The organism is Nocardia sp. GCM10030253 (assembly GCF_042675075.1).
Classification (GTDB): domain Bacteria; phylum Actinomycetota; class Actinomycetes; order Mycobacteriales; family Mycobacteriaceae; genus Nocardia.
On sequence record NZ_JBHTDL010000006.1, the window covers coordinates 208,419 to 234,333 of the forward strand.

Annotated in this window: 26 protein-coding genes; 12 read left to right on the forward strand and 14 right to left on the reverse strand. The window is 66.9% G+C overall.

What is annotated here, in order from left to right; translation table 11 throughout:
• Nucleotides 1-15 precede the first annotated feature (15 nt).
• The 3 genes from ACFQZZ_RS13280 to ACFQZZ_RS13290 form a co-directional block, all read right to left on the reverse strand.
• The gene (locus tag ACFQZZ_RS13280) at nt 16-1,449 is read right to left on the reverse strand and encodes a DHA2 family efflux MFS transporter permease subunit (RefSeq protein WP_378678992.1); all 1,434 of its coding nucleotides are present in this window, start codon (nt 1,447-1,449) and stop codon (nt 16-18) included.
• A gap of 337 nt (nt 1,450-1,786) precedes the next feature.
• Complete coding sequence (locus ACFQZZ_RS13285) at nt 1,787-2,041, reverse strand: hypothetical protein (protein WP_378678994.1); 255 nt, start codon at nt 2,039-2,041, stop codon at nt 1,787-1,789.
• A 38-nt stretch (nt 2,042-2,079) separates the two neighbouring features.
• Entirely contained in the window at nt 2,080-2,529 is a 450-nt protein-coding gene (locus ACFQZZ_RS13290) for a DNA-directed RNA polymerase subunit beta (protein WP_378678996.1), read from the reverse strand.
• Nucleotides 2,530-3,081: 552 nt separating this feature from the next.
• On the opposite strand from ACFQZZ_RS13290, the gene ACFQZZ_RS13295 reads away from it, so the two are divergent.
• The 5 genes from ACFQZZ_RS13295 to ACFQZZ_RS13315 all read left to right on the forward strand — a co-directional run bounded on the left by ACFQZZ_RS13295 (nt 3,082) and on the right by ACFQZZ_RS13315 (nt 6,286).
• Nucleotides 3,082-3,966, forward strand: a complete 885-nt coding sequence (locus ACFQZZ_RS13295; RefSeq protein ID WP_378678998.1) for a helix-turn-helix domain-containing protein — start codon at nt 3,082-3,084, stop codon at nt 3,964-3,966.
• Nucleotides 3,963-4,169: a DUF397 domain-containing protein gene (locus ACFQZZ_RS13300; RefSeq protein WP_378679000.1), complete on the forward strand. Its 207-nt coding sequence runs from the start codon at nt 3,963-3,965 to the stop codon at nt 4,167-4,169. The genes ACFQZZ_RS13295 and ACFQZZ_RS13300 overlap by 4 nt, the downstream gene beginning before the upstream one ends.
• 69 nt (nt 4,170-4,238) lie before the next feature.
• Nucleotides 4,239-4,439 carry a DUF397 domain-containing protein gene (locus ACFQZZ_RS13305; protein WP_378679002.1) on the forward strand — a complete coding sequence of 67 codons (201 nt, stop codon included), beginning with the start codon at nt 4,239-4,241 and terminating at the stop codon, nt 4,437-4,439.
• A gap of 342 nt (nt 4,440-4,781) precedes the next feature.
• On the forward strand, nt 4,782-5,732 hold the full coding sequence (locus tag ACFQZZ_RS13310) for a sigma-70 family RNA polymerase sigma factor (RefSeq protein WP_378679005.1): 951 nt from the start codon (nt 4,782-4,784) through the stop codon (nt 5,730-5,732).
• Nucleotides 5,729-6,286 (forward strand): maleylpyruvate isomerase family mycothiol-dependent enzyme, encoded by a 558-nt coding sequence (locus ACFQZZ_RS13315; RefSeq protein ID WP_378679007.1) that lies wholly within the window; start codon nt 5,729-5,731, stop codon nt 6,284-6,286. The genes ACFQZZ_RS13310 and ACFQZZ_RS13315 overlap by 4 nt, the downstream gene beginning before the upstream one ends.
• A 346-nt stretch (nt 6,287-6,632) precedes the next feature.
• Here the strand turns inward: ACFQZZ_RS13315 and bioD are convergent, their stop codons facing one another.
• From bioD to ACFQZZ_RS13345, 6 genes are all read right to left on the reverse strand, one after another.
• Nucleotides 6,633-7,295 carry a dethiobiotin synthase gene (gene bioD / locus ACFQZZ_RS13320; protein WP_378679010.1) on the reverse strand — a complete coding sequence of 221 codons (663 nt, stop codon included), beginning with the start codon at nt 7,293-7,295 and terminating at the stop codon, nt 6,633-6,635.
• Nucleotides 7,292-7,429, reverse strand: coding sequence for a hypothetical protein (locus tag ACFQZZ_RS13325; protein ID WP_378679013.1), 138 nt, complete (start codon nt 7,427-7,429; stop codon nt 7,292-7,294). The genes bioD and ACFQZZ_RS13325 overlap by 4 nt, the downstream gene beginning before the upstream one ends.
• Nucleotides 7,420-7,551: a hypothetical protein gene (locus ACFQZZ_RS13330; protein WP_378679015.1), complete on the reverse strand. Its 132-nt coding sequence runs from the start codon at nt 7,549-7,551 to the stop codon at nt 7,420-7,422. Before ACFQZZ_RS13330 ends, ACFQZZ_RS13325 begins: the two co-directional genes overlap by 10 nt.
• On the reverse strand, nt 7,548-8,702 hold the full coding sequence (locus ACFQZZ_RS13335) for an 8-amino-7-oxononanoate synthase (RefSeq protein ID WP_378679017.1): 1,155 nt from the start codon (nt 8,700-8,702) through the stop codon (nt 7,548-7,550). The genes ACFQZZ_RS13330 and ACFQZZ_RS13335 overlap by 4 nt, the downstream gene beginning before the upstream one ends.
• 378 nt (nt 8,703-9,080) lie before the next feature.
• Complete coding sequence (locus ACFQZZ_RS13340) at nt 9,081-10,352, reverse strand: adenosylmethionine--8-amino-7-oxononanoate transaminase (RefSeq protein ID WP_378680501.1); 1,272 nt, start codon at nt 10,350-10,352, stop codon at nt 9,081-9,083.
• 69 nt (nt 10,353-10,421) lie between these two features.
• Nucleotides 10,422-10,676, reverse strand: a complete 255-nt coding sequence (locus tag ACFQZZ_RS13345; protein ID WP_378679020.1) for a hypothetical protein — start codon at nt 10,674-10,676, stop codon at nt 10,422-10,424.
• 64 nt (nt 10,677-10,740) lie between these two features.
• Between ACFQZZ_RS13345 and ACFQZZ_RS13350 the strand changes: the two genes are divergently transcribed.
• A complete protein-coding gene (locus tag ACFQZZ_RS13350) occupies nt 10,741-11,685 on the forward strand; it encodes a GNAT family N-acetyltransferase (RefSeq protein ID WP_378679023.1) in 945 nt (314 codons plus the stop codon).
• A gap of 423 nt (nt 11,686-12,108) precedes the next feature.
• Here ACFQZZ_RS13350 and ACFQZZ_RS13355 read toward each other — a convergent pair whose 3' ends face one another.
• Complete coding sequence (locus ACFQZZ_RS13355; protein ID WP_378679025.1) at nt 12,109-12,570, reverse strand: MarR family winged helix-turn-helix transcriptional regulator; 462 nt, start codon at nt 12,568-12,570, stop codon at nt 12,109-12,111.
• A gap of 30 nt (nt 12,571-12,600) precedes the next feature.
• On the opposite strand from ACFQZZ_RS13355, the gene ACFQZZ_RS13360 reads away from it, so the two are divergent.
• Genes ACFQZZ_RS13360 through treY form a run of 3 tightly spaced genes read left to right on the forward strand, consistent with a single transcriptional unit; the run spans nt 12,601 to nt 17,764 of the window.
• The gene (locus tag ACFQZZ_RS13360) at nt 12,601-13,149 is read left to right on the forward strand and encodes a cupin domain-containing protein (RefSeq protein ID WP_378679028.1); all 549 of its coding nucleotides are present in this window, start codon (nt 12,601-12,603) and stop codon (nt 13,147-13,149) included.
• A 59-nt stretch (nt 13,150-13,208) separates the two neighbouring features.
• A complete protein-coding gene (gene glgX / locus ACFQZZ_RS13365; protein ID WP_378679031.1) occupies nt 13,209-15,329 on the forward strand; it encodes a glycogen debranching protein GlgX in 2,121 nt (706 codons plus the stop codon).
• Nucleotides 15,326-17,764: a malto-oligosyltrehalose synthase gene (gene treY / locus ACFQZZ_RS13370; RefSeq protein ID WP_378679033.1), complete on the forward strand. Its 2,439-nt coding sequence runs from the start codon at nt 15,326-15,328 to the stop codon at nt 17,762-17,764. The genes glgX and treY overlap by 4 nt, the downstream gene beginning before the upstream one ends.
• Here the strand turns inward: treY and ACFQZZ_RS13375 are convergent.
• The 3 genes from ACFQZZ_RS13375 to ACFQZZ_RS13385 form a co-directional block, all read right to left on the reverse strand.
• Nucleotides 17,738-18,916 (reverse strand): DUF2235 domain-containing protein, encoded by a 1,179-nt coding sequence (locus tag ACFQZZ_RS13375; protein ID WP_378679036.1) that lies wholly within the window; start codon nt 18,914-18,916, stop codon nt 17,738-17,740. The two genes, treY and ACFQZZ_RS13375, sit on opposite strands and share 27 nt — an antisense overlap.
• Nucleotides 18,917-19,102: 186 nt before the next feature.
• On the reverse strand, nt 19,103-19,732 hold the full coding sequence (locus ACFQZZ_RS13380) for an MspA family porin (RefSeq protein ID WP_378679039.1): 630 nt from the start codon (nt 19,730-19,732) through the stop codon (nt 19,103-19,105).
• A 75-nt stretch (nt 19,733-19,807) separates the two neighbouring features.
• On the reverse strand, nt 19,808-20,629 hold the full coding sequence (locus ACFQZZ_RS13385; protein ID WP_378679042.1) for a methyltransferase domain-containing protein: 822 nt from the start codon (nt 20,627-20,629) through the stop codon (nt 19,808-19,810).
• A 101-nt stretch (nt 20,630-20,730) separates the two neighbouring features.
• Between ACFQZZ_RS13385 and ACFQZZ_RS13390 the strand changes: the two genes are divergently transcribed.
• Nucleotides 20,731-23,436 carry an AAA family ATPase gene (locus tag ACFQZZ_RS13390; RefSeq protein WP_378679045.1) on the forward strand — a complete coding sequence of 902 codons (2,706 nt, stop codon included), beginning with the start codon at nt 20,731-20,733 and terminating at the stop codon, nt 23,434-23,436.
• A 215-nt stretch (nt 23,437-23,651) separates the two neighbouring features.
• Here ACFQZZ_RS13390 and ACFQZZ_RS13395 read toward each other — a convergent pair whose 3' ends face one another.
• On the reverse strand, nt 23,652-23,891 hold the full coding sequence (locus ACFQZZ_RS13395; RefSeq protein WP_378679048.1) for a hypothetical protein: 240 nt from the start codon (nt 23,889-23,891) through the stop codon (nt 23,652-23,654).
• An 85-nt stretch (nt 23,892-23,976) separates the two neighbouring features.
• Here ACFQZZ_RS13395 and ACFQZZ_RS13400 point away from each other — a divergent pair, with 85 nt between their 5' ends.
• Together ACFQZZ_RS13400 and ilvA are read left to right on the forward strand one after the other, a co-directional pair.
• Nucleotides 23,977-24,411, forward strand: coding sequence for a nitroreductase family deazaflavin-dependent oxidoreductase (locus ACFQZZ_RS13400; protein ID WP_378679051.1), 435 nt, complete (start codon nt 23,977-23,979; stop codon nt 24,409-24,411).
• Between the two features lie 87 nt (nt 24,412-24,498).
• Complete coding sequence (ilvA, locus tag ACFQZZ_RS13405) at nt 24,499-25,854, forward strand: threonine ammonia-lyase IlvA (protein WP_378679054.1); 1,356 nt, start codon at nt 24,499-24,501, stop codon at nt 25,852-25,854.
• The last annotated feature ends 61 nt before the right edge of the window (nt 25,855-25,915 follow it).

Here is a 25,915-nt window from a genome sequence, read left to right on the forward strand (position 1 = left end):
CCGAGGATTTCGTCGTCACAGCCGGCTTGGTCGTGACTCGGCCACTTCGGGTGACTCGACCGAGGCGACAGCCGCACGGCGACCGGGCATGGCAAGCGCGACGGCCGCGCCGAGCAGCGCCAATGCCGCACCGACCGCTATCGCGGGACCGAAGCCGTCCACGAACTCCGCCGCCGATCCGTAACCGCCCGCGCCGGTGAACACCGCGACCACGACGGCGATCCCGAACACCCCACCGAGCTCACGCATCATGCTGTTCGCGCCCGCCGCCTTACCGAGCACCGCGTGCTCGACAGCGCCGACCACCGCCGTCTGTGCGGACGGAATCGCCATCGACACACCGACCCCCGAGACGATGAGCGGAATCACCATGGACCCGTAGCTCATTCCCGGTTCCGCGATACGCGCGATCCAGAACATGCCGCCCGCCTGCATGGCCAATCCGCCTGCCATCAGCGGTCGTTCGCCGATGCGGTCGGCCAGCATACCGGCGATCGGTGCGCAGAAGAACAGCGTGAGTGTCCACGGCAGCAGCCGCAGGCCCGCGCCGAGCGGCCCGTAGTCGAACACGATCTGCAAGAACTGCGCGTAGAAGAACACCGAACCGAACAGTCCGGCGAAGAGCAGGAACGTCGCGGTGTTACCCGCCGCGAACCCGCGCGAGACGAACAGCCGGATCGGGATCATCGGCTCCGGCCTCCGCGCCTCCCAGACGGCAAAGGCAATGATCAGCGCGACTCCACCGACCAGCGCGACCAGTATTTCCACGCTGGACCACCCCGCGATATTGCCGCGCACCAAGCCCCACACCACCCCGAAAGCGCCACCGGTGAGCAAGACCAACCCCGCGACATCGGCCGTCGTATCGGGACCGAAGGTCTCCGGAATTCGCTTCAGCACCAACGGAATCGCGATAAGCCCGATCGGCACATTGAGCCAGAAGATCCACTGCCAGGACAGTCCCTCCGCGACCGCGCCACCGACCAGCGGACCACACGCGACCGCCAATCCGGTGATGCCTTCCAAGACTCCGATGGCCATGCCACGCCGCTGCGGCGGAAAGGCCGCACTGACCAAGGCCAGCGCCAATGTCATGATCAAAGCCGCGCCGACGCCCTGCACCACGCGGGCCGAGATCAGCATGACCACCGAGGTCGACATCGCGCACGCCGCGGAGGCCGCGACGAAGATCGCCAGCCCGACCGCGAACATCCGCCTGCGACCGAATCGGTCGCCGACAACCGCAGCGGTCATCAGCAGCACGGCGAAACTCAGGTTGTAACCGTTGACCGTCCATTCGAGCGTCTGGACCGACGCCCCGAGATCCTCGCGAATAGTGCCGAGCGCCGTCGCGACGACCAGCGTGTCCAGAGCCGCCATCAGTGAGGCGATCGCGCCGAGCGCGAGCACCCAGCGCTGCGTCATCGCCGAGACGATTGGTGTACTCATAGTGTTCCTTCCTGTGCAGTGGGCCTGCACAGGTACCGACCGGCGCGACGGCCGAACTCATCGGTCAAGGCCCGCGTGTGCGGCCCGCAGCGATATCGCCGTGCCAGCGCGGACCATCGAAGGTGGAAACGGAAGAACATGAGCGTGAAGATGGAGAGCGTTGGGCGCTTTGCCTATTCGGCCGGGAGTACGTGGTGGCCGCCATGACCTGCACGACCTGGCGTGTGAGGTGCGTGGCCGAAGGCTGCGGTCAGGCACGCGACACAGTCCATCCGCACGCCATGCAGGCACACGCTCAGGACGTCCGTCTCGTCCGACTTCGGGGAAGCGTTGGCGCTCATAATGTCTCCGTGTCTCGAACGCTAGCCGGACGAACCGGGATTGCGTCCAGCTTGTCGAGGTTGTCGTACGCCTCGGGCCACCCGTCCTCGTCAACAGCACAGAGTGTTCCATCCGACCAGTGGACGGTTGGCCGACTGTCAGCCGGGGCGATCGAAAGTTTGTGGGCGGTGTCCTCATGAAAGACCGCGAGCAGCGCCCGCACGCACGGGGCGATCTCGCCGGGTGGCAGGTAGGGGATCATGTCGGACATCGGTTTACGCTCCGACCGTCCATGGCGCGCTGTCGTTGTCAGGCATGCGACACCGCCCGCACCCGGCCCGGTCCCACGCACGCGCGAACCGACTCGATGACGAGAAGACCGGAGGGTCGGAAGGTGTCATGCGGCGGTTCGATCCATTGCCTGATTGCCCCGGATTGCGTCGTCGGCGACGGCAACGCCACCGTGCCGCCGTCCCTGATCACAGATACGTTGTGCCGGAACAAATCAGCGAACAACGGCACATCGTCGGGTACATCCGGCCGGATCAAGAACGTCCACCGGTTCGACCGTGGATGCGACAGGATCGGGCCGTAAGCGGCTCCGCGTCGGCCCATGTCATGTTTAACCGCCTGGCCCAGTGGTGCGGGCATCGTCAGCGCCCCGACGTGCGTAACTTTCATGATGATGCGACCCAGACTCGGCGGATCGAGGTTCGCGGGCAGATCGCACACCCGCCGATAGAAGATGCAGCGGGACACCGGGGTATCCCCAAACGGTATGTGGTCCATCGGGTTTGGCCTCTGCTCACATCGACAGTGGATTAGGTGCGCCCTGTGCTGGGGACTCAACACCCCGGCTCAGGGACGGTTCTGCGGGGGCGGGTGGGCCTGCCCATCCACGCATCGCGGTTGCGAAGCTCTCGACCACCTCGACCGTTGCGCCCACGTAGGCGACGGGCGGACCAATGATTGGGTCTCGTTGCGGAAGATCGTTGTTCGGCATCTGCCGACCTCCGGGGCGTCGACGGCTTAGGGTGCGCCCGGCCCCTGACGACTCCTGATGAAGGGAAGGGAGTCATCTCCGGGCGCGTCGCCATCTGAGCATCAACCGGGTACTCGTGGATGATCCACGGGAACATCGGCGAAAATTGGACCGTTTCGCCAGCGGATGATCCACGCGGCGATCACAATGTGATCCACGGGGAGATTTTCAGCGATCCATGGCTTTGACCATGCGTGATCCACGGAATCGACTGTCAGCGATCCACGTATCGACCATGTGTGATCCACGATTGGGAGCGAGGGGAATCTATGGCAAGGCCCAAGCGGGCAGCGTCTCCGACACCGGGTGTGCCACATCGACAGCTGGGGCGGTTACTGCGGGATATGCGCGCAGAATCGGGACTTTCAATCCGGCGGGCAGCGAAGGCGATCGAGAAGGGAGACGGCACACTACAGCGCCTAGAGACGGCTGCCGCCAATGTCATTCACGACGAAGACCTTGAAGCACTCTGCAAGCTGTATGAGCGGCCAGACATGCTGAGCATGTTGAAAGCCCTTGCGCGGCAGGGCCGCGAGCCGAACTGGTGGGATGAACTGTCCGACGTTATCGGGGCCACGTTCAACGTCGGACTGGAAGCAGCTGCGGACAAGCTGACGATCTACCGGCCGGACATAATTTCGGGGCTATTCCAGACCGCCGACTACGCAAGGGCGTTGGATCGGTTGTACTTCGCTCATGACACGGCTGCGGAGTTGGACCGTCGCGTCCGTGTTCGGCGTGAGCGGCAAAACTCGATCACCCGGCGAGTCTCGCCGCTGGCGGTCGATCTTGTGATTGATGAGGGCGTTCTACGGCGTGTGGTTGGCGGGCGGAAGGTGATGGCTGCGCAGCTCCGGCACCTGGCCGACATGCCACCAAACGTGGTCGTGAGAGTGAACCCAAGCGTCTCGGGATTCCCGTTGGGCATCTCGACCGGCCCGTTCACTGTCCTCGACTTTGGCATCGACGCCCACGGGAAACCGCTAGAACCCCCCGTGGTCTATGTCGAGTCGTACACCGGGAACCTGTACTTGGAACGAGCGGAAAACGTGCGCCAGTACCGTGAGGCGTACGAGACGATCCAGCGGGTAGCGTTGGGCGAGCTAGAGAGCAAACACCTGTTGCGGCAGGTAGCGAAGGAGTATGTGCCGTGAAGATTGACCTGGCCGAGGCGAAGTGGTTCAAGAGCAGTCGGAGCGCGGGAGGCAATGACTGCGTAGAGGTTGCGCACCTTGACGGGGGCTCGGTTGGCGTGCGGGACTCCAAGAATCCGACGGGTCCGGCGCTGGTGTTCACGCCTAGCGAGTGGGATGCCTTCACAGCTGGCGTACATGACGGCGAGTTCGACCGCACGTAGCTCTGGAAGCCGAGAGCCCCTGTACCTCGATTGAAAGAGGAAAATCGCGAAGGAGTATCAACAGTGAACATGAACCTTGCTGACGCCGAGTGGTTCAAGAGCAGTCGCAGTCAGGGAGGCTCGGAATGTGTAGAGGTGGCCTACCTCGACGGTGGGCACGTCGGTGTCCGTGACTCCAAGAACCCGACCGGTCCTGCACTGATCTTCACGCCGGGCGAGTGGAAAGCATTCACCGCTGGCGTGCATGACGGCGAGTTCGACCGCCAGTAGCCCTGGAAGCTCGAGAGCCCTGTACCTCGATTGATAGTTGAGGTACAGGGCTTCTTTGCGTCTACAGGCCATTGCCGTGCCGGATTCGGTAACCCCACGCACGGAACCCGCGCCAGAGGTGCCTCCGGTCGCATCGCAGCGACGACCAGCATGTTCTGACAATGTCCCTTCTTGTGCCGCGGGCCTGCACAGGTACCGACCGGCGCGACGGCGGAACACATCGGTCAAGGTCCCGGAGTTTCCGGCACCGATGAGTTCCGAGCGCGCGGGCGGTCTGCATATTCGAGGACATCCATGACGTGGCCGGAGTCCGACGCTGAGTAGTCCGACAAAGGGGCACCGATGGTCGACATCGACGAGTTCGCCGCACATACGGCGCGGTACCGGCGGGAGCTGCTCGCGCACTGCTACCGCATGGTCGGCTCGGTAGACGACGCCGAGGACCTGGTACAGGAGACGATGCTGCGGGCCTGGCGCGCCTACGGCGACTTCGAGGGCCGCGCGTCGATGCGGACGTGGCTGTATCGGATAGCGACCAATGCCTGTCTCAACGCGCTGCAGCACAGCAGTAGGCGCGTGCTGCCGTCGGGACTGGCCGGGCCATCGGACGATCCGGAGCACGCGCCGTTCTTGTCGAACGAGATCCCGTGGCTACAGCCGATGCCGGATGTCCGCATCGAGCCTGAGTCGTCGGATCCGGCCGCGATCGTCGCCGCGCGCGAGGGGATGCGGCTGGCGTTGATCGCCGCATGGCAGTACCTGCCGCCGCGCCAGCGCGCGGTGCTGATCTTGCGGGATGTGCTGCGCTGGAAAGCCTCCGAGGTGGCCGAACTGCTGGAGGTGAGCGTGGCCGCGGTCAACAGCGCGTTGCAGCGCGCGCACGCGACCCTGCGGCAGCTGCCTACGGAAACGACCGGCATCACCGAACCCGACGACCCGGCCGTGCGTGCGCTGCTCGACCGGTATGCGGCCGCGTTCGAGGACGCCGATATGGCGGCACTCACCGCGCTGTTGAAATCCGATGCGGTCATCGAGATGCCGCCGATCCGCGAATGGTTCCGCGGCAGCATCGACATCGTGCGACTGATCGCCACGCGATGCCCGGCCCGCGCCGGCGAGGTGCGGATGGTGCGCACTGCCGCGAACGGCCAGCCTGCCTTCGGCTTCTACCTGCGCGGTGAGGCCCTCTCGATCCATGTCCTCACCGCGACTCCGGCGGGGATCGAGCGCATTGTGTGCTACCAGGACACCGGACTCTTCGAATCCTTCGACCTGCCGAAGTCCCTGCCATGACCCGCGATCTGTTCGACCGATCGGTGCTTTATCTCCTGTGTGCCCTCCAGGGAGTCGGCGCCGACCTCACCCGACCGACCCCGTGTCGTGGCTGGGACCTGCGGATGCTGCTCGCGCACGTGGACGAATCGATCGCCGCCCTGCGCGAAGGCGTTGCCGCCGGGCGGATTTGCGCGATCCCTGCCATCCGCCATCCCGATGCCACCGCCGTCGCCCGCGTGCAGGCCGCGGCCGCCGGCCTGCTCGGCGACCTGACCCACTACGCCTCGAATCCGGTCCTGGTGTCCGACACCCCGTTGCCTGCCGAAACCCTCGGTGCGGTCGGCGCCCTCGAATTGACTGTGCACGCATGGGATATCGCGGCGGTGCACACGCCATCAGTCCGAATCCCGGACGAACTCGCGGGCGAACTCCTGACAGTGGCGCCGCGGCTCGTCCCGATCACCGGACGACATCCTCTGTTCGCGCCGCCGGTCCCAGCACAGACCACCGGGCCGAGCGACCGACTGCTCGCCTACCTGGGCCGCACTCTGCCGGTGCACACAGCCAGCTGATCCCCAGGCCGAAACATGGTGCTGCGCAACGTGATCAGCGCGCCATCGACGGCTACGGTCGTGGGTTATCGTCGCATCGGGAAGTCATAGGCGCTTAGTATCGGTGACGAGCGCCGTGGCCAGTACAGCCGCCCGCCCGGTCGACCTCGACTTCCATTCACGCATTCGGCTCGACACCAGCTCTGTCGCACCGTCCACGCCGAATATAGTGGCGGCCGGGTGCGCGAGGTCGTCGACAACCGCGATCGGATCGCGACAGCACGTGTTCTCACCGCGATCATCGCGACCGGGTTCAGCGCCGACGAGGAGCAGCGCGAAACCTACATCGACTGAACAGGTTCGACGCTCACCAGGCGCGGGTGAACCAACCAGTGGCGGCGGCGGCGAAGCGGTCGCGGTCCCAGGCGCCCGCGCCCGCAGGGACGGTGCCGACCACCTCGACGCCGGTGACCTCGGGCAGGTCGGCGCGGTTGCACTGGGCGGCCAGATCGGGCTCGGCAGGCCAGGAGCCGATCACCAGGCCTGCGCATTGCACACCCGCCGATTGCAGTGTGCGGGTGGTCAATTCGCTGTGGTTGAGGGCGCCGAGACCGGCGGCGGCGACCACAAGGACCGGGGCGCCGAGTTTCTGGGCGAGCTCGAGCAGTGTGAATTCGCCGAGGCGGACGAGCAAGCCGCCCGCGCCTTCGACCAGGGTGAGGTCGGCATCGGCGAGGTCAGCGATGGCGGCGGTGGTTTCGGCCAACGTCAGCAGCGGTTGGCCGCAGCGGCGCGCCGCGGTGTCCGGCGCCAACGGATCCGGGTAGCGGGCGAGTTCGAGAGTTCGAGTGACTCCCGAAAGCCGCTGAACTTCGGCGAGATCGCCGGGTTCGCCTGGGGCCACCCCGCTTTGGGCCGGTTTGCACACCGCCACCGACCGACCTGCGGCGCCGGCGGCAGCCGCGATCGCCGCGGTCACCACGGTCTTGCCGACATCGGTGGAGGTTCCGGTGATCAACAGCAGACTCATGGCCGCCCCACCTCCGATCCACGAACCTGCAACAGTTCAACCGCAACGATGTCGGCACGCACGCCGACCGGCGGCACCGCGAGCATCACGTTATCGACGGCAGCTTCCGCAATGCACTGGATGCTCATGGCCACACCACGTCCAATCCACGATCCTGCAACAGTTCGACGGTGACCGCGTCGGCAGGCATGCCAATCGACGACACCGCGAGCATCACGATGTCGACGGCAGCTCCCGCGCCGAGCTGAACCCTCATGCAGGCACCACGCTCAGCCCGCGGGCTTCTGCCAGTACCTCGGTGAGAACTGTTGCGATGGTGTCGAGTTCGGCGGGGGTGAGGTTGGCGCGAGCGGTGAGGCGCAAGCGGGAGGTGCCCTCCGGCACGGACGGCGGACGGAAGCAGCCGACGTCGAGACCGCGGGACCGGCAGGCCTGGGCGGCGTCGTAGGCCACCTGCGCCTCGCCGAGTACGACCGACACCACTGCCGAGTCCGGCTCTGCCACACCGGCGATGCGGGCGATGTCGGCGGCCCGCTCCAGCACGCGCGCAGCCATCTCGGGTTCGCGGCGCAGCAGCCGCAAGGCCGCACGCGCGGCGCCGACGGCGGCGGGAGCGAGGCCGGTGTCGAAGATGAAGGTGCGTGCGGCATCGATAAGGTGCGCGCGGACCCGGGCACTGGCCAGTACGACACCGCCTTGGGCGGCAAGGGCTTTCGAGAGGGTCGCGGTGATCACCAGGTCAGGCTCTCCGGCCAAACCGGCTTCGTGCACGAGGCCGCGCCCACCCGCGCCGCGCACGCCGAGCCCGTGCGCCTCGTCCACGATCAGCACGGCACCGTTGGCGCGGGTCACCCGGTGCAGATCCGCCAGCGGGGCCAGGTCACCGTCGGCGCTGAATACCGAATCGGTGAGCACCAGCGCGCGTTCCTCGGTGCGGGTGGCCAGCAGCTCGTCGACGGCGGCGACATCGCGGTGCGCGGCGATCTGCACCCGCGCCCGCGACAGTCGGCAGGCATCCACCAGCGAGGCGTGACTGCCTGCATCCGAGACGACCAGCGTGCCACGTCCGGCCAGCGCGGTGACCACGCCGAGGTTGGCGGCGTAGCCGGACGCGAACACCAAACCGGCTTCGGCGCCGACGAACTCGGCAAGCTCGACTTCGAGCTGTTCGTGCGCGGCCGTAGTTCCGGTGACGAGCCGTGAACCGGTCGAGCCGGCGCCCCATTGCCGCACGGCATCGATCGCACCCGCGACCACGTCGGGATGCCGAACCAGACCGAGATAGTCGTTGGAGGCGAGATCGATCGATGGCGACTGCGGCGCCCGCGCCCGCAGCTCGCGCCGCAACCCCGCGGCCACCCGCTCTGCCGCGCGCTCGTCCAACCAGCTCAACGGATCAGTAGTCACAGCTCCGCAGCATACTTGAACGCCGTTCAGGTTGCGCATCGTACCCACCCACGCACAGCTCCATTCGATTCCACAGCTCGCCGCCACACCCAGCCACACCCGACGCCTAGTCACCCGACACCCCCCAGCCCAACCCAACACCCAATACACGGGGTGTGCAGTGGCAAAACGGGGTGTTGGGCCAACCAGCCACGCGTCGGCGGTACCGAACAGGGCGGCCCGGGGATCGTGGCGGACAACGATGTGCGGGCTCAGAACGCAACTACAGTCAGGCGACCAACGCTGGGAACCGACTCCGCGCGCTCGACCGCGGAGGTAAGCCGGGTAGGACACCCGACGCACCCGGCACTGCCCGTTACCGGCGCGAAATTGCGAGGCCTAGGTCGACTGCGCCTCGACCGCAGCGCGCATACCCGCGGTGATCGCGGCGACATCCTCGGATGTACTGATGAATGGCGGCATCGTGTAGATGAGGTTGCGGAAGGGGCGCAACCAGACGCCCGACGACACCGCGGCATCGGTTGCCGTGCGCATGTCGACCGGATGGTCGAGCTCGACGACGCCGATCGCGCCGAGCACCCTGACCTCGGCAACGCCAGGAAGCTCACGGACCGGCGCGAGACCCGCGTTCAGCTCCGATTCGATGCGGGCGACCTCGCCGCGCCAGTCCCGTTCGAGCAGCAGTTCGATCGACGCCACGGCGACGGCACACGCCAGTGGGTTGCCCATGAACGTCGGCCCGTGCATCAGACCGCCGTGGCCGGCACTGAGGGTTTCCGCGATCTGCGCGGTGCACAGCGCCGCGGCCAACGTGAGGTAGCCGCCCGTCAGTGCCTTGCCGATGCACAGGACATCCGGGCTCACCCCTGCGTGCTCGGCGGCGAAAAGTGCTCCGGTGCGGCCGAATCCGGTGGCGATCTCGTCGAAGATCAGCAGCACGCCGTGTTCGTCGCACAGGCGGCGCAGGTCGGCGAGGTAGCGCGGGTCGTGCCAGCGCATGCCACCCGCGCCTTGGACGACCGGCTCGACGATGACGGCCGCGAGTTCGTCGGCGTGCGCGGCCAGCGCACGGTCGAGTTCCGCGACGTAGTCGGATTCGTAGTCACGCGGCGGTGTAGGCACGAAGACGTGCTCGACCAGCACGTCGGTCCACAAGGAATGCATGCCGCCGTCCGGATCGCACACACCCATCGGCGTGAAGGTGTCGCCGTGATACCCACCGCGCCAGGTGAGCAGCCGCCGCTTGCCGGGCAGCCCGAGCGCGCGCCAGTACTGCAGGCACATTTTCACCGCGACCTCGATCGACACCGATCCCGAGTCACACAGGAATACCTTGTCCAGTCCGGCCGGGGTGTGCTCGACGAGCAGTTCGGACAGTCGGACCGCGGGCTCGTGGGTGAGCCCACCGAACATCACGTGACTCATCCGCCGCGACTGAGCGAGCAGCGCCGCGTCCAGCACCGGATGCCGGTAGCCGTGGATAGCGGCCCACCAGGAGCTCATGCCGTCGACCAGTTCACGCCCGTCGGACAGGGTCAGCCTGGTCCCGGACGCGCCCGCCACCACGAGCAGTTCGGTCGTCGCGGGAAAACCACCGTAGGGATGCCAAACATGCTTGGCGTCGATGGCGGCGATCTCGCCGGGGGTCATTGCCACAGGAATCCTCGCGCTCGTGCGACGGCCCCGGCCTCCCCGGGGCTGGCTTGAACGGTGTTCAAGTTACCACTCGAGCTGGGTAAGCACGACTCGCGCTCGACAGTCCTTGGCCGAGCACGGCGCGGCGGCCTCGTCGGCACAGCCCGCGGCGGGTTCGACCGGCACAGCCCACGGCGGGTTCGACCGGCACAGCCCACGGCGGGTTCGACCGGCTCGGCCCGCTACGCGCCGGACCGGACCGTCTCGGCCGCCGCCCGTCGGATGTACCCGGCGGCCGCCGCCCGCCGGGTACATCGTCTGCGAGTCCAGCGACAGCACCGATTCGACAGTGCACAGATTCCGTTCGGCGTATTCTTTGACTCAGTCAAAGAATGGAGCCGCCGTGATCGCGACCGACGCGAAGGAGATCGCCGCTGTTCGGGAGTTCAACCGTCGATACACCCGGGTGATCGGCGTGCTGCGCGGCGGACTACTGGACACGGAATACTCGCTGACCGAAGCCCGAATCATCTTCGAGCTGGCCACCACCGGATCCACCGAGGTCGTTCGGCTGCGGCGCGACCTCGATCTGGATCCCGGCTATCTGAGCCGCATTCTGGCCCGGTTCAAGAGCCGCGGCCTGATAGAGACCAGCCGCTCCAGCACCGATGCCCGGCGACAGGAGGTACGGCTCACCGAGCACGGCCGCGCCACCTTCGCGGTGTTGAACGAGCGTGCGGGCCAGGAGGTAGGCGACTTGCTCGCGGCGCATCCACCCACCGACCGTGCCCAACTGGTCGAGGCGATGCGGACCATCCAGCACATCCTGGACCGGCCCGCGGACACGACGGCCGCGCCATCGGTTGTCATCAGAGCACCGAGGCCCGGCGACTACGGCTGGGTGATCCAACGCAACGCCGCGCTCTACGCGGCCGAATACGGTTGGGACGCAAGCTACGAGACGCTCGTCGCCCGCATCGTCGCCGACTATCTGGACAACCACGACGAACAGCGGGAACGCGCCTGGATCGCCGAGCACGACGGCGAGCCGGTCGGCTGTGTGTTCTGCATGACGGAAAACGAGACCACCGCACGCCTGCGGCTACTGCTGGTCGAGCCGACCACCCGCGGCCTCGGCGTCGGCTCGGCACTCGTCGACGAATGCCTGCGCTTCGCGACCGCGGCGGGCTACCGCGAGATGGTCCTGTGGACCAACGACGTGCTCACCTCCGCCAGACACATCTACCAACGCGCCGGTTTCGAACTGGTGGAATCGAACCCACACCACAGCTTCGGCCACGACCTCGTCGGCCAAACCTGGCGTCGCCCACTCGAATCGGACACCTAGAACGCACCACGATCCGCGACCCGCCCCGAGCAAGATGCACTGCACAACCAAGCAAGCAGCGCTTCGCGACCGAGCGGCACATCACGGAGTGCCCCTCTCGCAATCCGCCGCAGCTATGTGCGCTTCGTCGAATTGGAGGGCGCCGGGCCAGAGTGGCCGATCGCCGCAGCGATGCGCCGCTCGCCGAACCGGAGGCCGCAGGGTCAGAGCGTCGGTCAGCGCAGCGATGCGCCACTCGCCGAACCGAAGGCCGCCGGACCAGAGCGTCGGTCAGCGCAGCGATGCGCCACTCGCCGAACCGAAGGCCGCCGGACCAGAGCGTCGGTCAGCGCAGCGATATACCACTCGGGGACTCACGGGCCGCCAGGTCACAGGGCCGATCGCCGCGGCATGGTGCCACTCGGAGGATCCGGCGGACGCGGGTCAGCGACTTGGGCAGTCCGGAGTTTCTGCGGCTAGCGCCCGGTGCGCCTTGGATAGGTAGCGCCGCAGATCCGCCAAGGCCGGCGCACCCAAGGCGTCGGCGAGAGTTCGTTCGATGCTCTTGATCCGGTCCGCGGCCACCTCGAGCGCCGTGCGACCCGCGTCGGTCATTATGACGAGCCGTGCGCGGCGGTCCATCGGGTCGACCTGCCGTTCGACCAATCCACAGCGCTCCAAGTGGGTCACCAACTCCCCCATCGACTGCTGCGTCATTCCGGCGGCCTCCGCCAGCGCGGTGATGCGCGTACCCGCCGGGTCCAGGTGGCGGAACACCGCGTAATGCGCGGGGCGCAGTTGATCGTCGAGCCGAGCGCGCAATTCCACGTTGAGCTCACGCTCGAAGGCCGTGGTGGCCTGGCTCAGCAGTTTCAGCAAAGAGACGTTCGGGTCGGCCGTTGACATATTACAAAGGTTACCTTTATATATTGAAGCATGGAAGACGCCCCGACACTCACTTTCCGCAATGGACATCGGGTCACCCTCGTCGCTGAAGGCCTCGACGAGCGCGGCCCGTACTTGCGGCTGAAACATCTTCTGCCCAAGGCGGATCGGCAGGCGGGCCCGCACTGGCATCCCGAGCTGACCGAATCGTGGACGGTCCGGCAGGGGCGGCTGCGCTTCAACGTCGATGGCGCGCAGACTGTTCTCGGCCCCGGTGACTCCATCACGGCTCCGCCACGCGCCGTGCACGAGTTCTGGAGCGAGGCTGCCGACACCGAGTTCGACCACGAAATCCGTCCACCGCTGCGGCATTGGCAGATGTTCACGCTCTGGCACAACCTAGATGCCGCGGGCAAGACCACCCGCTCCGGCGTACCACGCGACCCGCTTGCTCTGGCATTGCTGTGGGATTACCAGGACGGCTACCTGGCGGGCATCCCATCGTGGCTCCAGCGCGCCGTCTTCGGTGGACTCGCCGCCATCGCCGAACGGGCGGGTTATCGGCGGCGCTGGTTGAAAACAGGCTCCCACCAGGACTGACGCGCCCGGCCGTAACCGCCCACACGGACGTCCCTCCGCCTGCCGCTAGTGTCGTTGACATGGCTCAGCCCGACGCAGCGCCCGGTGACGTGACACCACTCGGTGTTTGGCCCGGCACCGCCTACCCTCTGGGCGCTACCTACGACGGCGCAGGCACCAATTTTTCGGTGTTCTCCGAGGTCGCCGATGCGGTCGAGCTGTGCCTGATCGCCAGGGACGGCACCGAGACCAGGATCACGCTGGACGAGGTCGACACCTACGTCTGGCACGCGTACCTACCGACCATCGGGCCAGGACAACGCTACGGCTTTCGAGTACACGGGCCCTACGACCCGGATCGCGGATTACGTTGCGATTCCAGCAAATTGCTGCTCGATCCCTACGGCAAAGCCTTCGACGGTGAATTCGACAACGATCCGTCGCTGTACACCCACGGTCTGGATTCCCTGGGGCACACCATGACCGGTGTGGTGATCAACCCGTTCTTCGACTGGGGCGCCGACCGCGCGCCGAATCGGCCCTATCACGAGACGGTGCTCTACGAGGCACACGTCAAGGGCATGACGATGACGCACCCCGACATCCCCGAGGATTTGCGCGGCACCTACGCGGGCATCGCGCACCCGGCGATCGTCGGACATCTGAAGAGTCTCGGCGTCACCGCTATCGAACTGATGCCGGTGCACCAATTCCTGCACGACCGCGTCCTGCTGGATCAGGGCCTTCGAAACTACTGGGGCTACAACAGCTTCGGCTACCTGGCCCCGCACAACGAGTACGCCGCGAGCCCACGCGGCGGCGCCGCGGTCACCGAGTTCAAGGCGATGGTGCGCGCCCTGCACGCGGAGGGCATCGAGGTGATCCTCGACGTCGTCTACAACCACACCGGCGAGGGCAATCACCTCGGACCGACCCTCGCCTTCCGCGGTATCGACAATGCCGCCTACTACCGCCTCATGGACGACGACCCGTCGCGCTACATGGATTACACCGGCACCGGCAACAGCCTCAATGTGCGCCACCCGCACACGCTGCAGCTGATCATGGACTCGCTGCGCTACTGGATCCTGGAGATGCACGTCGACGGCTTCCGCTTCGACCTGGCGGCCACACTGGCCCGCGAACTGCACGACGTGGACCGGCTGTCCACGTTTTTCGATCTGGTGCAACAGGATCCGGTGGTCAGCCAGGTGAAGCTGATCGCGGAGCCGTGGGATGTCGGCGAAGGCGGCTACCAGGTCGGCAACTTCCCAGGCCTGTGGACCGAGTGGAACGGCAAATACCGCGACACTGTCCGCGACTACTGGCGCGGCGAGCCAGCGACGCTCGGCGAGTTCGCATCCCGGCTCACCGGCTCCTCCGACCTGTACGAGGACACCGGCCGCAGGCCGAGCGCCAGCATCAACTTCATCACCGCGCACGACGGATTCACGCTGCGGGACCTGGTGTCCTACAACGAGAAGCACAACGAGGCCAACGGCGAGGACAACCGCGACGGCGAGAGCTGGAACCGCGCCTGGAACTGCGGGGTCGAGGGCCCCACCGACGACCCGGATATCCTCGCTTTGCGCGCCAAGCAGAGTCGCAACCTGCTGGCCACGCTGGTGCTCAGCCAGGGCACGCCGATGCTCTCGCACGGCGACGAAATGGGGCGGACGCAAGGGGGGAACAATAATGTGTACTGCCAGGACTCACCGCTGGCCTGGATGGACTGGTCACTGATGCAGACGAATTCGGACCTGCTCGACTTCACCCGCACTGTGATCGCACTACGCACCGAGCACCCCATCTTCCGGCGCAGGCGCTTCCTGAAAGGCAGGCCGATCCGGTCCAAGGAGCACGCCCGCGACATCGCCTGGCTCACACCGGCCGGCGAGCAGATGACACCGGCGGACTGGGACAGCGGATTCGGCAAATCGCTGACCGTGTATCTCAACGGACGCGGCATTCCCGAACCCGGACCGCGTGGCGAGCACATCACCGACGATTCGTTTCTGCTGTGCTTCAACGCGCACGATTCCGCCCTCGATTTCGCCCTGCCCGGTACCGATTACGGCCTCGACTGGTCGGTCGCACTCGACTGCTCGATACCCGACGGCCGCTCCGAAGCCATCTACCCGGCGGCCGCGACCGTCACCCTCCCCGCCCGGTGCCTGCTCGTCCTCCGCTGCACCGCATGACCGAAACGCCCATGACCGAGACGCAGACACACTTCACCGATCCCATTGTCCGTGGCCGCCCACCGGCCAGGCAGACGACGATTCGCAGCACTTACCGACTCCAGCTGCGACCCGATGTACTGACCTTCACCGAGGCCCGATCGATCGCGGAATACCTACAGCAGCTGGGTATCTCGCATCTGTACCTGTCACCGATCCTGACCGCGGCGCAGGGTTCGACGCACGGTTACGACGTCACCGACCCCACCACCGTGTCGGCGGCGCTCGGCGGACCGGCAGGTCTCAAGGCGCTCTCCGACGAAGTGCGCAGCCGCGGCATGGGTTTGATCGTGGACCTGGTGCCCAACCACGTCGGTGTCGCCGACCCGCGGCAGAACCCGTGGTGGTGGGATGTGCTGCGCAACGGACGCGAATCGAAGTTCGCGCATTTCTTCGACATCGACTGGAGCCCGGCCAATGGCGCGGGCGGACGGCTGGCACTGCCGGTGCTGCAGAGCGAAAACGACCCGGCGGCACTGACTGTCGATCGGTCCGGTTCGGAACCGATGCTGGCGCTGCACGATCTGCGCTTCCCCATCGCGGCGGGCACCGACGGCGACAACGCGCTGCGCATCCACGACAAACAGCATTATCGGCTGGTGAGCTGGAAGGCCGGGCTGTGCACCTATCGCCGGTTCTTCGCCGTCAGCAGCCTGGCCTCGGTGCGCCAGGAGGACCCCGAGGTCTTCGAGATCACCCACCGCGAGCTCGCCGCCTGGTGCGAGCACGATCTCATCGATGGCGTCCGGGTCGACCATCCGGACGGATTGTCTTATCCCGCCGCCTATCTGACGAAGCTGCGCAGGCTTATCGGACCGCAGCGACTGCTGCTGGTGGAGAAGATCCTTGCCAACCGCGAGCCGTTGGATGCGACGCTGCCGATCGACGGCACCACCGGCTACGACGCGCTCGCCGATATCGGCGGCGTGTTGATCGACCCGGAAGGCGAGCCCGCGCTCACCGAACTGTCCAGGCACATCGCCGGGCACGGCAGCGATCGGGCCTGGATCGGTGAGACCGAACACCGGATCAAACGCGCGGTGGCGGAAAGCATTCTGGCCCCGGAGGTTCGGCGCCTGGTCGCCGCCGTCAAACGCGACGCGCGGGCCGAAAGTTTCGACACCATGGCGCTGACCAACGCCACCATCGAGGTGCTGGCGTTCATGCCGGTGTACCGCGTCGACTACGCGCCGCTTGCCGGCATGACCGGCGCGGTGATCGCCGAAGTGGAGAAGCGCAACACCGAACTCACCGCGCCGCTGAACGTCCTGGTGTCCGCTTTGGCCTTGGAAGGCGAGGCCACCGTGCGTTTCAGTCAGGTCTGTGGTGCGCTGACCGCCAAGGCCGTCGAAGACACCATGTTCTATCAGGCGGCCCGGCTGGTCTCGTTGCAAGAGGTGGGCGGCAACCCAGCCCGATTCGGCCACTCGCTCAACGAGTTCCACCTGTCCAACAGTGAACGCGCGCAGCGCTGGCCCGCGACCATGACCACGCTGTCCACCCATGACACCAAGCGCGGTGAGGACGTGCGCGCGCGGATCGGGGTGCTGTCCCAGGTCGCCGAGACCTGGGCGCGGTCGGTCGAGTCCTGGGAGGAGACCACGCCGGGCCCCGACGGCGCGACGACGCTGTTCCTGCTGCAGAACATGTTCGGCGTGTGGCCAGCGGACGGCCGCCCCGCCTCCTCGGTGTCCGGCCTGCGCGAGCGGCTGCATCGGTTCGCGGAGAAGTCGATTCGTGAGGCGGGTGTGCACACCTCATGGGAGGAACCGGATGCCGAGTTCGAGGCGTCGGTGCACGGCTGGCTGGATGCGGTGATCGACGGACCGGTCGGCTCCGAAATCGGTGATCTGGTGCACGAGCTCGCCCCGCACGCCTGGTCGGATTCGCTGTCGCAGAAGCTGCTCCAGCTGTGCGGTCCCGGCATCCCGGACATCTATCAGGGCTGTGAGCTGTGGGAGGACTCCCTGGTGGACCCGGACAACCGGCGTCCGGTGGACTTCGCGGCACGCGCCGGGCTGCTGCAATCACTCACCGGCACACCAGCCTTGAACACCAACGGGGCGGCGAAGATGTGGATCGTCGCGTACGCACTGTGGCTGCGCAGGGAGCGGCCGGACTGCTTCGTCGGCGGCACTTATCTGCCGCTGTTCGCCACCGGCGACCACGCAAGCAGGCTGGTGAGCTATGCCCGTGGCCGGGCGGGCGAGGCGCCCGAGGTGATCGTCGCCGCCACCCGGCACAGCATCGGCCTTGCCGAAACCGGGTGGGGCGATACCACCTTGGAACTACCACAGGGCAGCTGGACCGACCGGTTGACCGGCCACACCTTCCAGGGTCGGGCCCGACTGGAGAAGCTCTTCGCCCGCTTACCCGTCGCCCTGCTCGTCCGCTAACAGGGTGGTCACCGCGCCGGTCTTCTCGATCAGGTCCTCCGGGAACATCCCGCCGAACTCCTCGCGCCAGCGCCGCAAATTCGCGGGTCGGTACTCCGACTCGTCCTGGGTGCTGGAGGCTATCCGGACACCCTGGTCGATCGGCGTGGCCAGCCGCCGCCACGAATCCCAATGGAAGCGCCGGTTGCGTGGATTGCGCAGCGTCCGAAGCACATTCAGGATGCGATAGCCGATGCCGAGGGACTTGTGCAGCACCAGGTGCTCGGCGCCCTCAGCCTGGCAGCGCTTCGACAGGCCTTCCAGCCGTACCCGATCGAAGACGAGGCCGACCGATTCGGCCTCGGTCACCATCCACTGCAGGGTGAGGTCGGACAGGCCGCACTCGGCGTAGCCGCCGCCGATATCGCTGTGCACACCCTCGAACCAGACCTGCTTCACCCGCTCGAAGTGCTTGCGGTACTTGACGTTCGGTTCGATCGGCACCTCCCAGAGGCACGGTTCGAAATTGCGGCGCCGCTCGTCGATCGCCAGGGCCTGGCGCGCGCAATGCACATTGGACGAGAGCTTCACATCGTGGAACTTGTGCAGCACGGAGGTCAGTCCCGGCACGCCGAGCGCGCCGACGGTGTCGAACACACCGAGGAAGTCGACCTTGGCGGGGTGCCTGCAGTATTCGCTACGGAAGTCGATCCACTCCTGCGGCTCCGGCGGATCCGGGTTGTCCGCCGTTCGCTTCGGTGCGACCTGCCGATGAATGCGCAGCGCCCGCGGATATTGACCGTCGATCATCGCCTCCGGCGTCATGATCCCGATACGGCCGATCAGTCCGGCCAGGCTGCGCGCGGTGAAGGCACCGCGGCTGAAGCCGAAGATGTAGATCTCGTCGCCCGGCTCCCAGTTCAACGCGAGATGCCAATACGCCGACGACAGGTTCGCCTCCAGCCCGAGCCCGAACGCACCGCCCATCAGCCGGTCGGTGAGGAACCCGCGCGCACCCGGCCCCGACACGTAGCTCACCCACTGCTGAATCGGCTCTCCGGTCGGTCCCGGAGCCGAGAAGCTGATGGTCTGAGCGATCTTGATGATGTTGGATACCGTGCTGCTCGATTCGGCTTTCCAGGTGCCGTCGCAACAAACTACCAAGCGTTTCATGAGCGAATTCTCCCGCCGCATCCCCGTGTGAAACCTGCGTACTGGACTACTCGAATCATCGGGGTTCGGACACGAGATGTTAATGAAAACAATGCATTTCAGTAGATGAATACCCGGCGTGTCCATGGGGGAAGGCCATGAAAACCAGAAAAGCCCCGGCGTACCGGGGCTTCTTCGGGGGAGGTCTCACAACCAGGTAGGGTCGCCGAACACCGCGCCCATGTCGTCGACCTCGGGTGAGGTGGCAAACACATAGGTGAATTGCCGGATGTTGACCGGACCGGTGCAGGTATTGACCTTGATATGGAAGTCCCGAACCACCGTCTGAATAAGCCTTCCCGGAATCATTTCCTTCTCGGTCATCGAGACCTCCGCGACATCGCCGGGCTCCAGATTCAAGGCCACAATTGGGTTGGGGTTGAGGATCACGGGCGGTAAGTCCTCGGTTTCGTCCGGGTCTATCGTGACGATGATGTCGGGTTCGGCGCCGAAAGTGCCCGCACCGACAGACACCGCGCAACCGACGTGATACCCCACCCGCAGTTTGCCCCCCGCCTCGTCGATCCTGCCGTAGGCAACGGTGCTGACCAGGGCCTCCCTGGTGGTGGCCACCATGTTCAACGGGGCGATGCGGGTGACCGTCTCATCCCTGCTGCCCACCATCAGGTTGCCGCCCAGCGGCGACGCGTAGGTCTTCTCGTGCGCTGGCAGGGTGACGGTGTCGGCTTCGGCGTGTGGCGCCGAGGCCACCGACGAAAGAGCAGCGAGACACACTCCGGCGAGCACCAGAGCTACCTTTGTCACGTTCGACCGCATGACGGGAATTCTAGTAGCGCGCCGCTATAACAACGGGCTAGGACACGGCTCGAGATGCGTGTCGTTTCCCAGCGTCTACCGCTTGTGCGCCAGCACCGCGAACATGGTCACCGACAGGTGATAGTCGCCCACGGCGATGCCCGCGTTCAGGTCGGCGCGGAACTGGTCATGTTGTTCGGCGGTGACCGCTCCGGCCGCGACAGCTCGCTCGGTCATCTCGTCGTAGAGCGGCAGCGCCGATCCCGGGTCCCAGATCACCGCCTCCGAGCCCATGTCGTCGATCTCGAAACCCGCGGCGACCAGCAGACCGCGCAGGCGACGGCCGGACGCCGGATTGGGTGTATTCGCCAGCAGCGTCTCCGATATGGCCCGCACGACCGCCGGATCACCGGGATGAGTGATCGAGGTGTGCCAGTCGCTGTCGATGAGCAGCACCCGGCCGCCGGGGCGCAGCGCCCTGGCGATCTCGGCGGTCGCGGCGGCGGGGTCGTCGAGGTGCTGGTACACCCGCTCACAGCGGATCGCATCGAAGTGGCCGTCGGGAAACGGCAATTCGTAGACCGAGCCATCGACGTACCGCGCCGTCGACCCGGCTGCCGCGGCGCGGCGCTCGGCGATGGCGACCATGGCGGGATTCGGGTCGATCCCGACAGCCTCGCCGTCCGCGCCGACCCGTTCGGCGAACGCCATGGCCTCCGAACCGGTGCCCGATCCGATGTCGAGTGCGCGCTCACCCGCCGTGACCGCGAGCGCCTCGTGCGCCCAGTGCCGCATCCGCTGAATACCGGGTAGTTGCGCCTGGACATCGAGAATGGCGACAAGTGTGTCGATCTGTCCGGAATCGACCTGATCAGCGTGGAAGGACGGTCCCTGATCGGTCATGTCTTCATGTGCCATAGCCCGACGTTACCTGCGGGCGAGGCACTGGGTGAGCCGGTTTTCCCGGGGGTACTCGTGCGCCGCTGAGCGACTGTCCAGTCGACGGCTACGGTGAGCAGATGCTCCATGGACGCGAAGCCGAACAAACGCTCATCGACCGGCTTCTGCAAGGAGCCAGGGAGGGGCGCAGCGGCGCTCTCGTGGTCCGCGGCGAGCCGGGAATCGGGAAGACCGCGCTGCTGGACTATGCGGCGGCCCAGGGCATTCCGACGGTGCGCAGTGCCGGAATCGAGTCGGAGGCGGAGCTGCCCTTCGCCGCGCTCCATCTCTTGGTGCGGCCGGGAATCGAGCTGGTGGACACACTGCCCGGCCCGCAGCGCGATGCGCTGCGCGGCGCTTTCGGTCTGACCGAGCACAATCCGGCCGACCGGATGCTGATCGGTCTCGCGGTGTTGTCGCTGCTGGCCGAGGAAGCTGCCGAGGGGCCGCTGCTGTGTCTGGTCGATGACGCGCACTGGCTGGATCGCGCGACGGCCGAAACGCTGTTGTTCGCGGCCCGACGGCTGGATGCCGAGGGCGTCGTCATCATCTTCGCCACCCGCCCGGCGGATGACGATTTCCCCGCGCCGGGGCTACCGGAGCTGACTGTGACCGGGCTGCGGCAGGACGCGGCGGCGGCGCTGGTGGACAGCCACACCGCGGATCTTGCTCCCACCCTGCGCTATCGACTGTTGACCGAGGCGGCGGGCAACCCGCTCGCGCTGCTGGAATTGCCCGCCGTGTTGGCCGTCGAGGCCACCGGGTCGGGTTCGGCGAGCGCGGGGCCCAACCCCTTACCGTTGACCCAGCGCTTGCAGGTGGCCTTCCACGGCCAGGTCAGCAGGCTGCCCACACCGACACGGACGCTGCTGCTCGTCGCCGCCGCGGCGGGCACCGATGATCTCGGCACCGTGTTGCGGGCTGCGGCGGCTCTCGGCCCACAACTGTCGGATCTGCAACCCGCCGAGGACACCGGTCTGATGCACAGCAACGGCCGGACGCTCGGCTTCCGCCATCCGCTGCTGCGTTCGGCGGTCTACCAGGGCGCACCGCTCGCGCAGCGCCTCGCCGTGCACGGCGCGCTCGCCGAGGCGTTGACCGACCCCGCGGATGCGGACCTACGCGCCTGGCATTTGGCGGCCGCGGCAACGGGTCCCGACGAAACGACAGCCGCCGCGCTGGAGGACACCGCCGACCGTGCGCGACAGCGCAGCGGCTTCTCCGGCGCCGTCACCGCCTACGAGCGCGCGGCCGGATTGAGCACCGATACGAAGGCACGCGTCCGCCGCCTCGTTCTGGCGGCCGAAACCGCAAGCGAGGCAGGACAATTGGACCGCGCCCGCACCCTCGCCGAACGCGCGGCCGGCCAGAACAGCGACCCGATGCTCGACGCCAGGTTGGATCTGGTGCGGGCGACCGCGGAATTCGGTGCGGGCAAACCACTTTCGGCGCACCAGCTGCTGCTGGCGGGCTCGGAACTGGTGCGCGACGGCGCGCCGGTGCACGCGGCCCGCATTTTGTCGCAGGCGGTGCACACGGCGTGGTACCTCGGCGCACCCGAACTCGCGGATGTCGCCGCACGCCTGACCGCGCTGCGGCTGCCCGAGTCCGATCCGATGACGCCGATCGCCCGCTACACCGTCGCCGCCATCGACGGCCGATTCACCGTCGACCTGCGCGCGACGGCGGCCACGGCGCGGCGCAACGGCGCCGACAGTCCGCGCGATCTGGTGCAGATGTGCGGCGCAGGCCTCGTCGTCGGCCAGGACGAGCAGGTCGCGGAGCTGGCGCAGACCCTCATCGCCGAATGCCGCGACCAGGGCCGCATCGCCCTGCTGCCGACACTGCTGTTCTTCCGCGCCGAGGCCGAGGTATTCCTCGGCAGACCGAGGGAGGGCCGGATCGCCGCGACCGAGGGACTGCGGATCGCCGAGGACATCGGGCAGGACCACTGGATCAGCCAGCTCTGCAGCTACCTCGCCTATCTCGCCGCGCTCGAAGGACGTGAGCAGGATTGCCGGGCGCTGGTCGAACGCGCAGTGGCCGAGGAGCTCGGCGGCGCCGCGGCACCCGGTGCGCCATGGACGAATTCGGCGCTCGGCCTGCTCGAGCTCGGCCAGGGCAAGGTCGACACCGCGCTGTCCCGGCTGGAGCTGCTGACCGTCGAACCAGCCCGCCATCATGTCGCAGGCATGCACGCATTACCCGATGTGATCGAGGCCGCGGTGCGGCTCGGCAGCCCGGAGCGAGCAGGCGATGCCATGGAAAGGCTACGGTCGTGGGCCGCGGGCGCGCGACAGGACTGGATCGCCGCGCTGGCCCGCCGCTGCCAGGCGCTGCTCGCGCCGGACACACAGGCCGAGGACCACTTTCAGGCCGCGCTCACCCTCGGCGGTCGGCCTTTCGAGCGGGCCCGCACCCAGCTGCTGTACGGCGAATGGCTGCGTCGTAACCGCCGCAAGGTCGACGCACGCATCCAGCTGCAGCCCGCGCTGGAAATCTTCGAACGACTCGGCGCCGCACCATGGGCCGAGCGAGCCCGCGCCGAACTCGCCGCGCTCGGCGTCGGCACCGCGGCGCGTCCGGCGAACGGGGTGCTGGCCCGGCTGACGCCACAGGAACTGCAGATCGTGCGGCTGGCGGCGCAGGGGATGTCCAACCGGGATATCGCGGCACAGTTGTTCCTCAGTCCGCGGACGGTAGGACACCACCTGTACAAGGCGTATCCGAAGCTGGGCGTGCTGTCGCGAGGCGAGCTCGCCGATCTACCTCTCGACGCCGACTGACAGCGGCCGAGCGGAAGCGCTGGAGGAATCGGGAGGCGGCCTGATCGCCTGATCGACCGATGACGTCGCCGGGCCGATCACTCGACACGGCAGATCCCCGGCAATGCAGATCACCCGGCATGGCCGCTGACATGACCGACTGATCGCACCATCGACTCGGTCGCTGCACGGCAGAGCGCGCCATCGACTCGATCAATTGGCACTGATCGGCACAGTCAGTGCGCGGAGAGGACCCGGTTCGTTCGGCGCGCTGATGTCGCCCGGCGCTGACCGGCTTGCCCGAATATCCAGCGGGCGCCTGCCACTGCCGCCGCGACCAGCACCGCGACCTGCAGTGAGCCGGTGATCACAGCCAGGATCAGGCAGGTCACCAGCCCGGCGGCGAGTGCCTCGAGCTTGTACGTCGGCCACGCGGTACCCGCGATGTCGACGGTGGAGGGGTGAACCATTGCCATCTGGTCAGGATATACGGATAACGAAGTTCGGTCCACCGAACATTTGGACGGGAACACCGAGGAATGCTGCCGCGTTGCCGAAGTTATGCCACTCACAGGAGACTATGCACCGAGCACATCCGACTGGGCCCGCAAGCAAGCCGAACAGTACGAGAACTCCGGCGGCACCACGGGCACCTCACTACAGGGCAAGCCGGTAATCCTGCTCACCACGCGGGGCGCCAAGACCGGCTTGCTGCGCAAGACCCCGCTGATGCGGGTCGAACACGACGGCGAATACGCGGTCGTCGCCTCGCTGGGCGGCGCACCGAAGCACCCGGTCTGGTACTTCAACATCAAGGCCGAGCCGCACGTCGAACTGCGCGACGGCACCGAGACCAAGGACTATGTCGCGCGCGAGGTCTTCGGTGACGAGAAGGCTCAGTGGTGGGAACGAGCGGTCGCGGTCTGGCCGGACTACGCGAACTACCAGACGAAGACCGACCGCCAGATCCCGGTCTTCGTACTCACCCCGCAGTAATTCGGCGCGGGCGAACCACCGGCGAATCGAACACCGCAGGCCTACCCGCCGCGTCACGCCGACGCGACGGGTGGCAGCATATTTCGGGTGTCCAATCCGCTTGATGTTCTCGACGAACTGTCCGCTTCCCGGCCCGCGCTGAGCGCGGACGAGATCGACGCCGCCGCCAAGCGCATTGCCGACATTATCGAGCCGACCCCGCTGCAGTTCAGCGCCAGGCTGACGGCGCTGACCGGCGCGCAGGTCTACCTCAAGCGCGAGGACTTCTCGGCCGTCCGTTCCTACAAGCTGCGTGGCGCCTACAACCTGATCGTCCAGCTCACCGCGGCCGAGAAAGCCGCGGGCGTGGTCGCGGCCAGCGCGGGCAATCACGCCCAGGGCGTGGCCTTCGCCTGCAAGGCGATGGGAATCGTCGGCCGCATCTACGTTCCGACCACCACACCTAAACAGAAGCGCGACCGCATCCGGGTACACGGCGGCAAGTTCGTGGAGCTGATCGCCGTCGGAGAAACCTACGATGCCGCCGCGGCGGCCGCTGTCGCCGATGTCGAACGCACCGGCGCGACCATGGTGCCGCCGTTCGACGATGTGCGCACCGCGGCCGGGCAGGGCACCATCGCCGCCGAAATCCTCGAGCAGCTCGGCACCTCCCCGGATCTGGTGGTGGTGCCGGTGGGTGGCGGCGGGTGCCTGGCAGGCGTCGGCACCTACCTGCGCGACCGTTCACCACGAACCGGCATTCTCGGTGTCGAACCGGCAGGCGCGGCCTCGATGACCGCGGCGCTGGTCGCAGGCGGTCCGGTGACGCTGCCGGAGATCGATCCGTTCGTGGACGGCGCCGCCGTCCGCCGGATCGGCGACGTGCCCTTCGCGGCGGTCTCCAACTTCGGCGGCCGGGTGGTCTCCCATGGCTCGCTGCCCCTACTGACCGCTACCGAATCTCCCGGGGGCGCGGGCGCTTTCCGCATCATGCAGGTGGACGAGGGCGCGATCTGCACCACCATGCTCGACCTCTACCAGAACGAAGGCATCATCGCCGAGCCCGCAGGCGCGCTCGCGGTCACGGGGTTGAGTGAATTCACCGTCGAGCCCGGCTCGACGGTGGTGTGCTTGATCTCCGGTGGCAACAACGACGTATCCCGCTACGGCGAGATCATCGAGCGCTCGCTGGTGCACCGCGGCCTGAAACACTATTTCCTGGTGGACTTTCCGCAGGAGCCGGGCGCGCTGCGCCGCTTCCTCAACGAGGTGCTCGGACCCGACGACGACATCACCCTGTTCGAATACGTCAAGCGCAACAACCGGGAAACCGGCGCGGCACTGGTCGGTATCGAACTCGGTGCGCCCGAGGGGTTGGGGCCACTGCAGGAACGCATCGCGGACTCCCCCATCCAGTGCGAGCGACTGGAACCGGGTTCCCCTGCCTACCGCTATCTGACCTGACGCATCCGACTCGTGTGCCGCCCTTCGTCCGATGGGCGGCACACGTTTGTCCAGACCTGTC

What these genes read in the sequence shown, in the direction of transcription:
- ACFQZZ_RS13280 (WP_378678992.1), bottom strand. Translation starts at nt 1,449, where the DNA reads ATGAGTACACCAATCGTCTCGGCGATGACGCAGCGCTGGGTGCTCGCG.
- ACFQZZ_RS13285 (WP_378678994.1), bottom strand. Translation starts at nt 2,041, where the DNA reads ATGTCCGACATGATCCCCTACCTGCCACCCGGCGAGATCGCCCCGTGC.
- ACFQZZ_RS13295 (WP_378678998.1), top strand. Translation starts at nt 3,082, where the DNA reads ATGGCAAGGCCCAAGCGGGCAGCGTCTCCGACACCGGGTGTGCCACAT.
- ACFQZZ_RS13305 (WP_378679002.1), top strand. Translation starts at nt 4,239, where the DNA reads ATGAACCTTGCTGACGCCGAGTGGTTCAAGAGCAGTCGCAGTCAGGGA.
- ACFQZZ_RS13310 (WP_378679005.1), top strand. Translation starts at nt 4,782, where the DNA reads ATGGTCGACATCGACGAGTTCGCCGCACATACGGCGCGGTACCGGCGG.
- ACFQZZ_RS13315 (WP_378679007.1), top strand. Translation starts at nt 5,729, where the DNA reads ATGACCCGCGATCTGTTCGACCGATCGGTGCTTTATCTCCTGTGTGCC.
- bioD (WP_378679010.1), bottom strand. Translation starts at nt 7,295, where the DNA reads ATGAGTCTGCTGTTGATCACCGGAACCTCCACCGATGTCGGCAAGACC.
- ACFQZZ_RS13330 (WP_378679015.1), bottom strand. Translation starts at nt 7,551, where the DNA reads ATGAGGGTTCAGCTCGGCGCGGGAGCTGCCGTCGACATCGTGATGCTC.
- ACFQZZ_RS13340 (WP_378680501.1), bottom strand. Translation starts at nt 10,352, where the DNA reads ATGACCCCCGGCGAGATCGCCGCCATCGACGCCAAGCATGTTTGGCAT.
- ACFQZZ_RS13355 (WP_378679025.1), bottom strand. Translation starts at nt 12,570, where the DNA reads ATGTCAACGGCCGACCCGAACGTCTCTTTGCTGAAACTGCTGAGCCAG.
- ACFQZZ_RS13360 (WP_378679028.1), top strand. Translation starts at nt 12,601, where the DNA reads ATGGAAGACGCCCCGACACTCACTTTCCGCAATGGACATCGGGTCACC.
- glgX (WP_378679031.1), top strand. Translation starts at nt 13,209, where the DNA reads ATGGCTCAGCCCGACGCAGCGCCCGGTGACGTGACACCACTCGGTGTT.
- treY (WP_378679033.1), top strand. Translation starts at nt 15,326, where the DNA reads ATGACCGAAACGCCCATGACCGAGACGCAGACACACTTCACCGATCCC.
- ACFQZZ_RS13375 (WP_378679036.1), bottom strand. Translation starts at nt 18,916, where the DNA reads ATGAAACGCTTGGTAGTTTGTTGCGACGGCACCTGGAAAGCCGAATCG.
- ACFQZZ_RS13380 (WP_378679039.1), bottom strand. Translation starts at nt 19,732, where the DNA reads ATGCGGTCGAACGTGACAAAGGTAGCTCTGGTGCTCGCCGGAGTGTGT.
- ACFQZZ_RS13385 (WP_378679042.1), bottom strand. Translation starts at nt 20,629, where the DNA reads ATGGCACATGAAGACATGACCGATCAGGGACCGTCCTTCCACGCTGAT.
- ACFQZZ_RS13390 (WP_378679045.1), top strand. Translation starts at nt 20,731, where the DNA reads ATGCTCCATGGACGCGAAGCCGAACAAACGCTCATCGACCGGCTTCTG.
- ACFQZZ_RS13395 (WP_378679048.1), bottom strand. Translation starts at nt 23,891, where the DNA reads ATGGCAATGGTTCACCCCTCCACCGTCGACATCGCGGGTACCGCGTGG.
- ACFQZZ_RS13400 (WP_378679051.1), top strand. Translation starts at nt 23,977, where the DNA reads ATGCCACTCACAGGAGACTATGCACCGAGCACATCCGACTGGGCCCGC.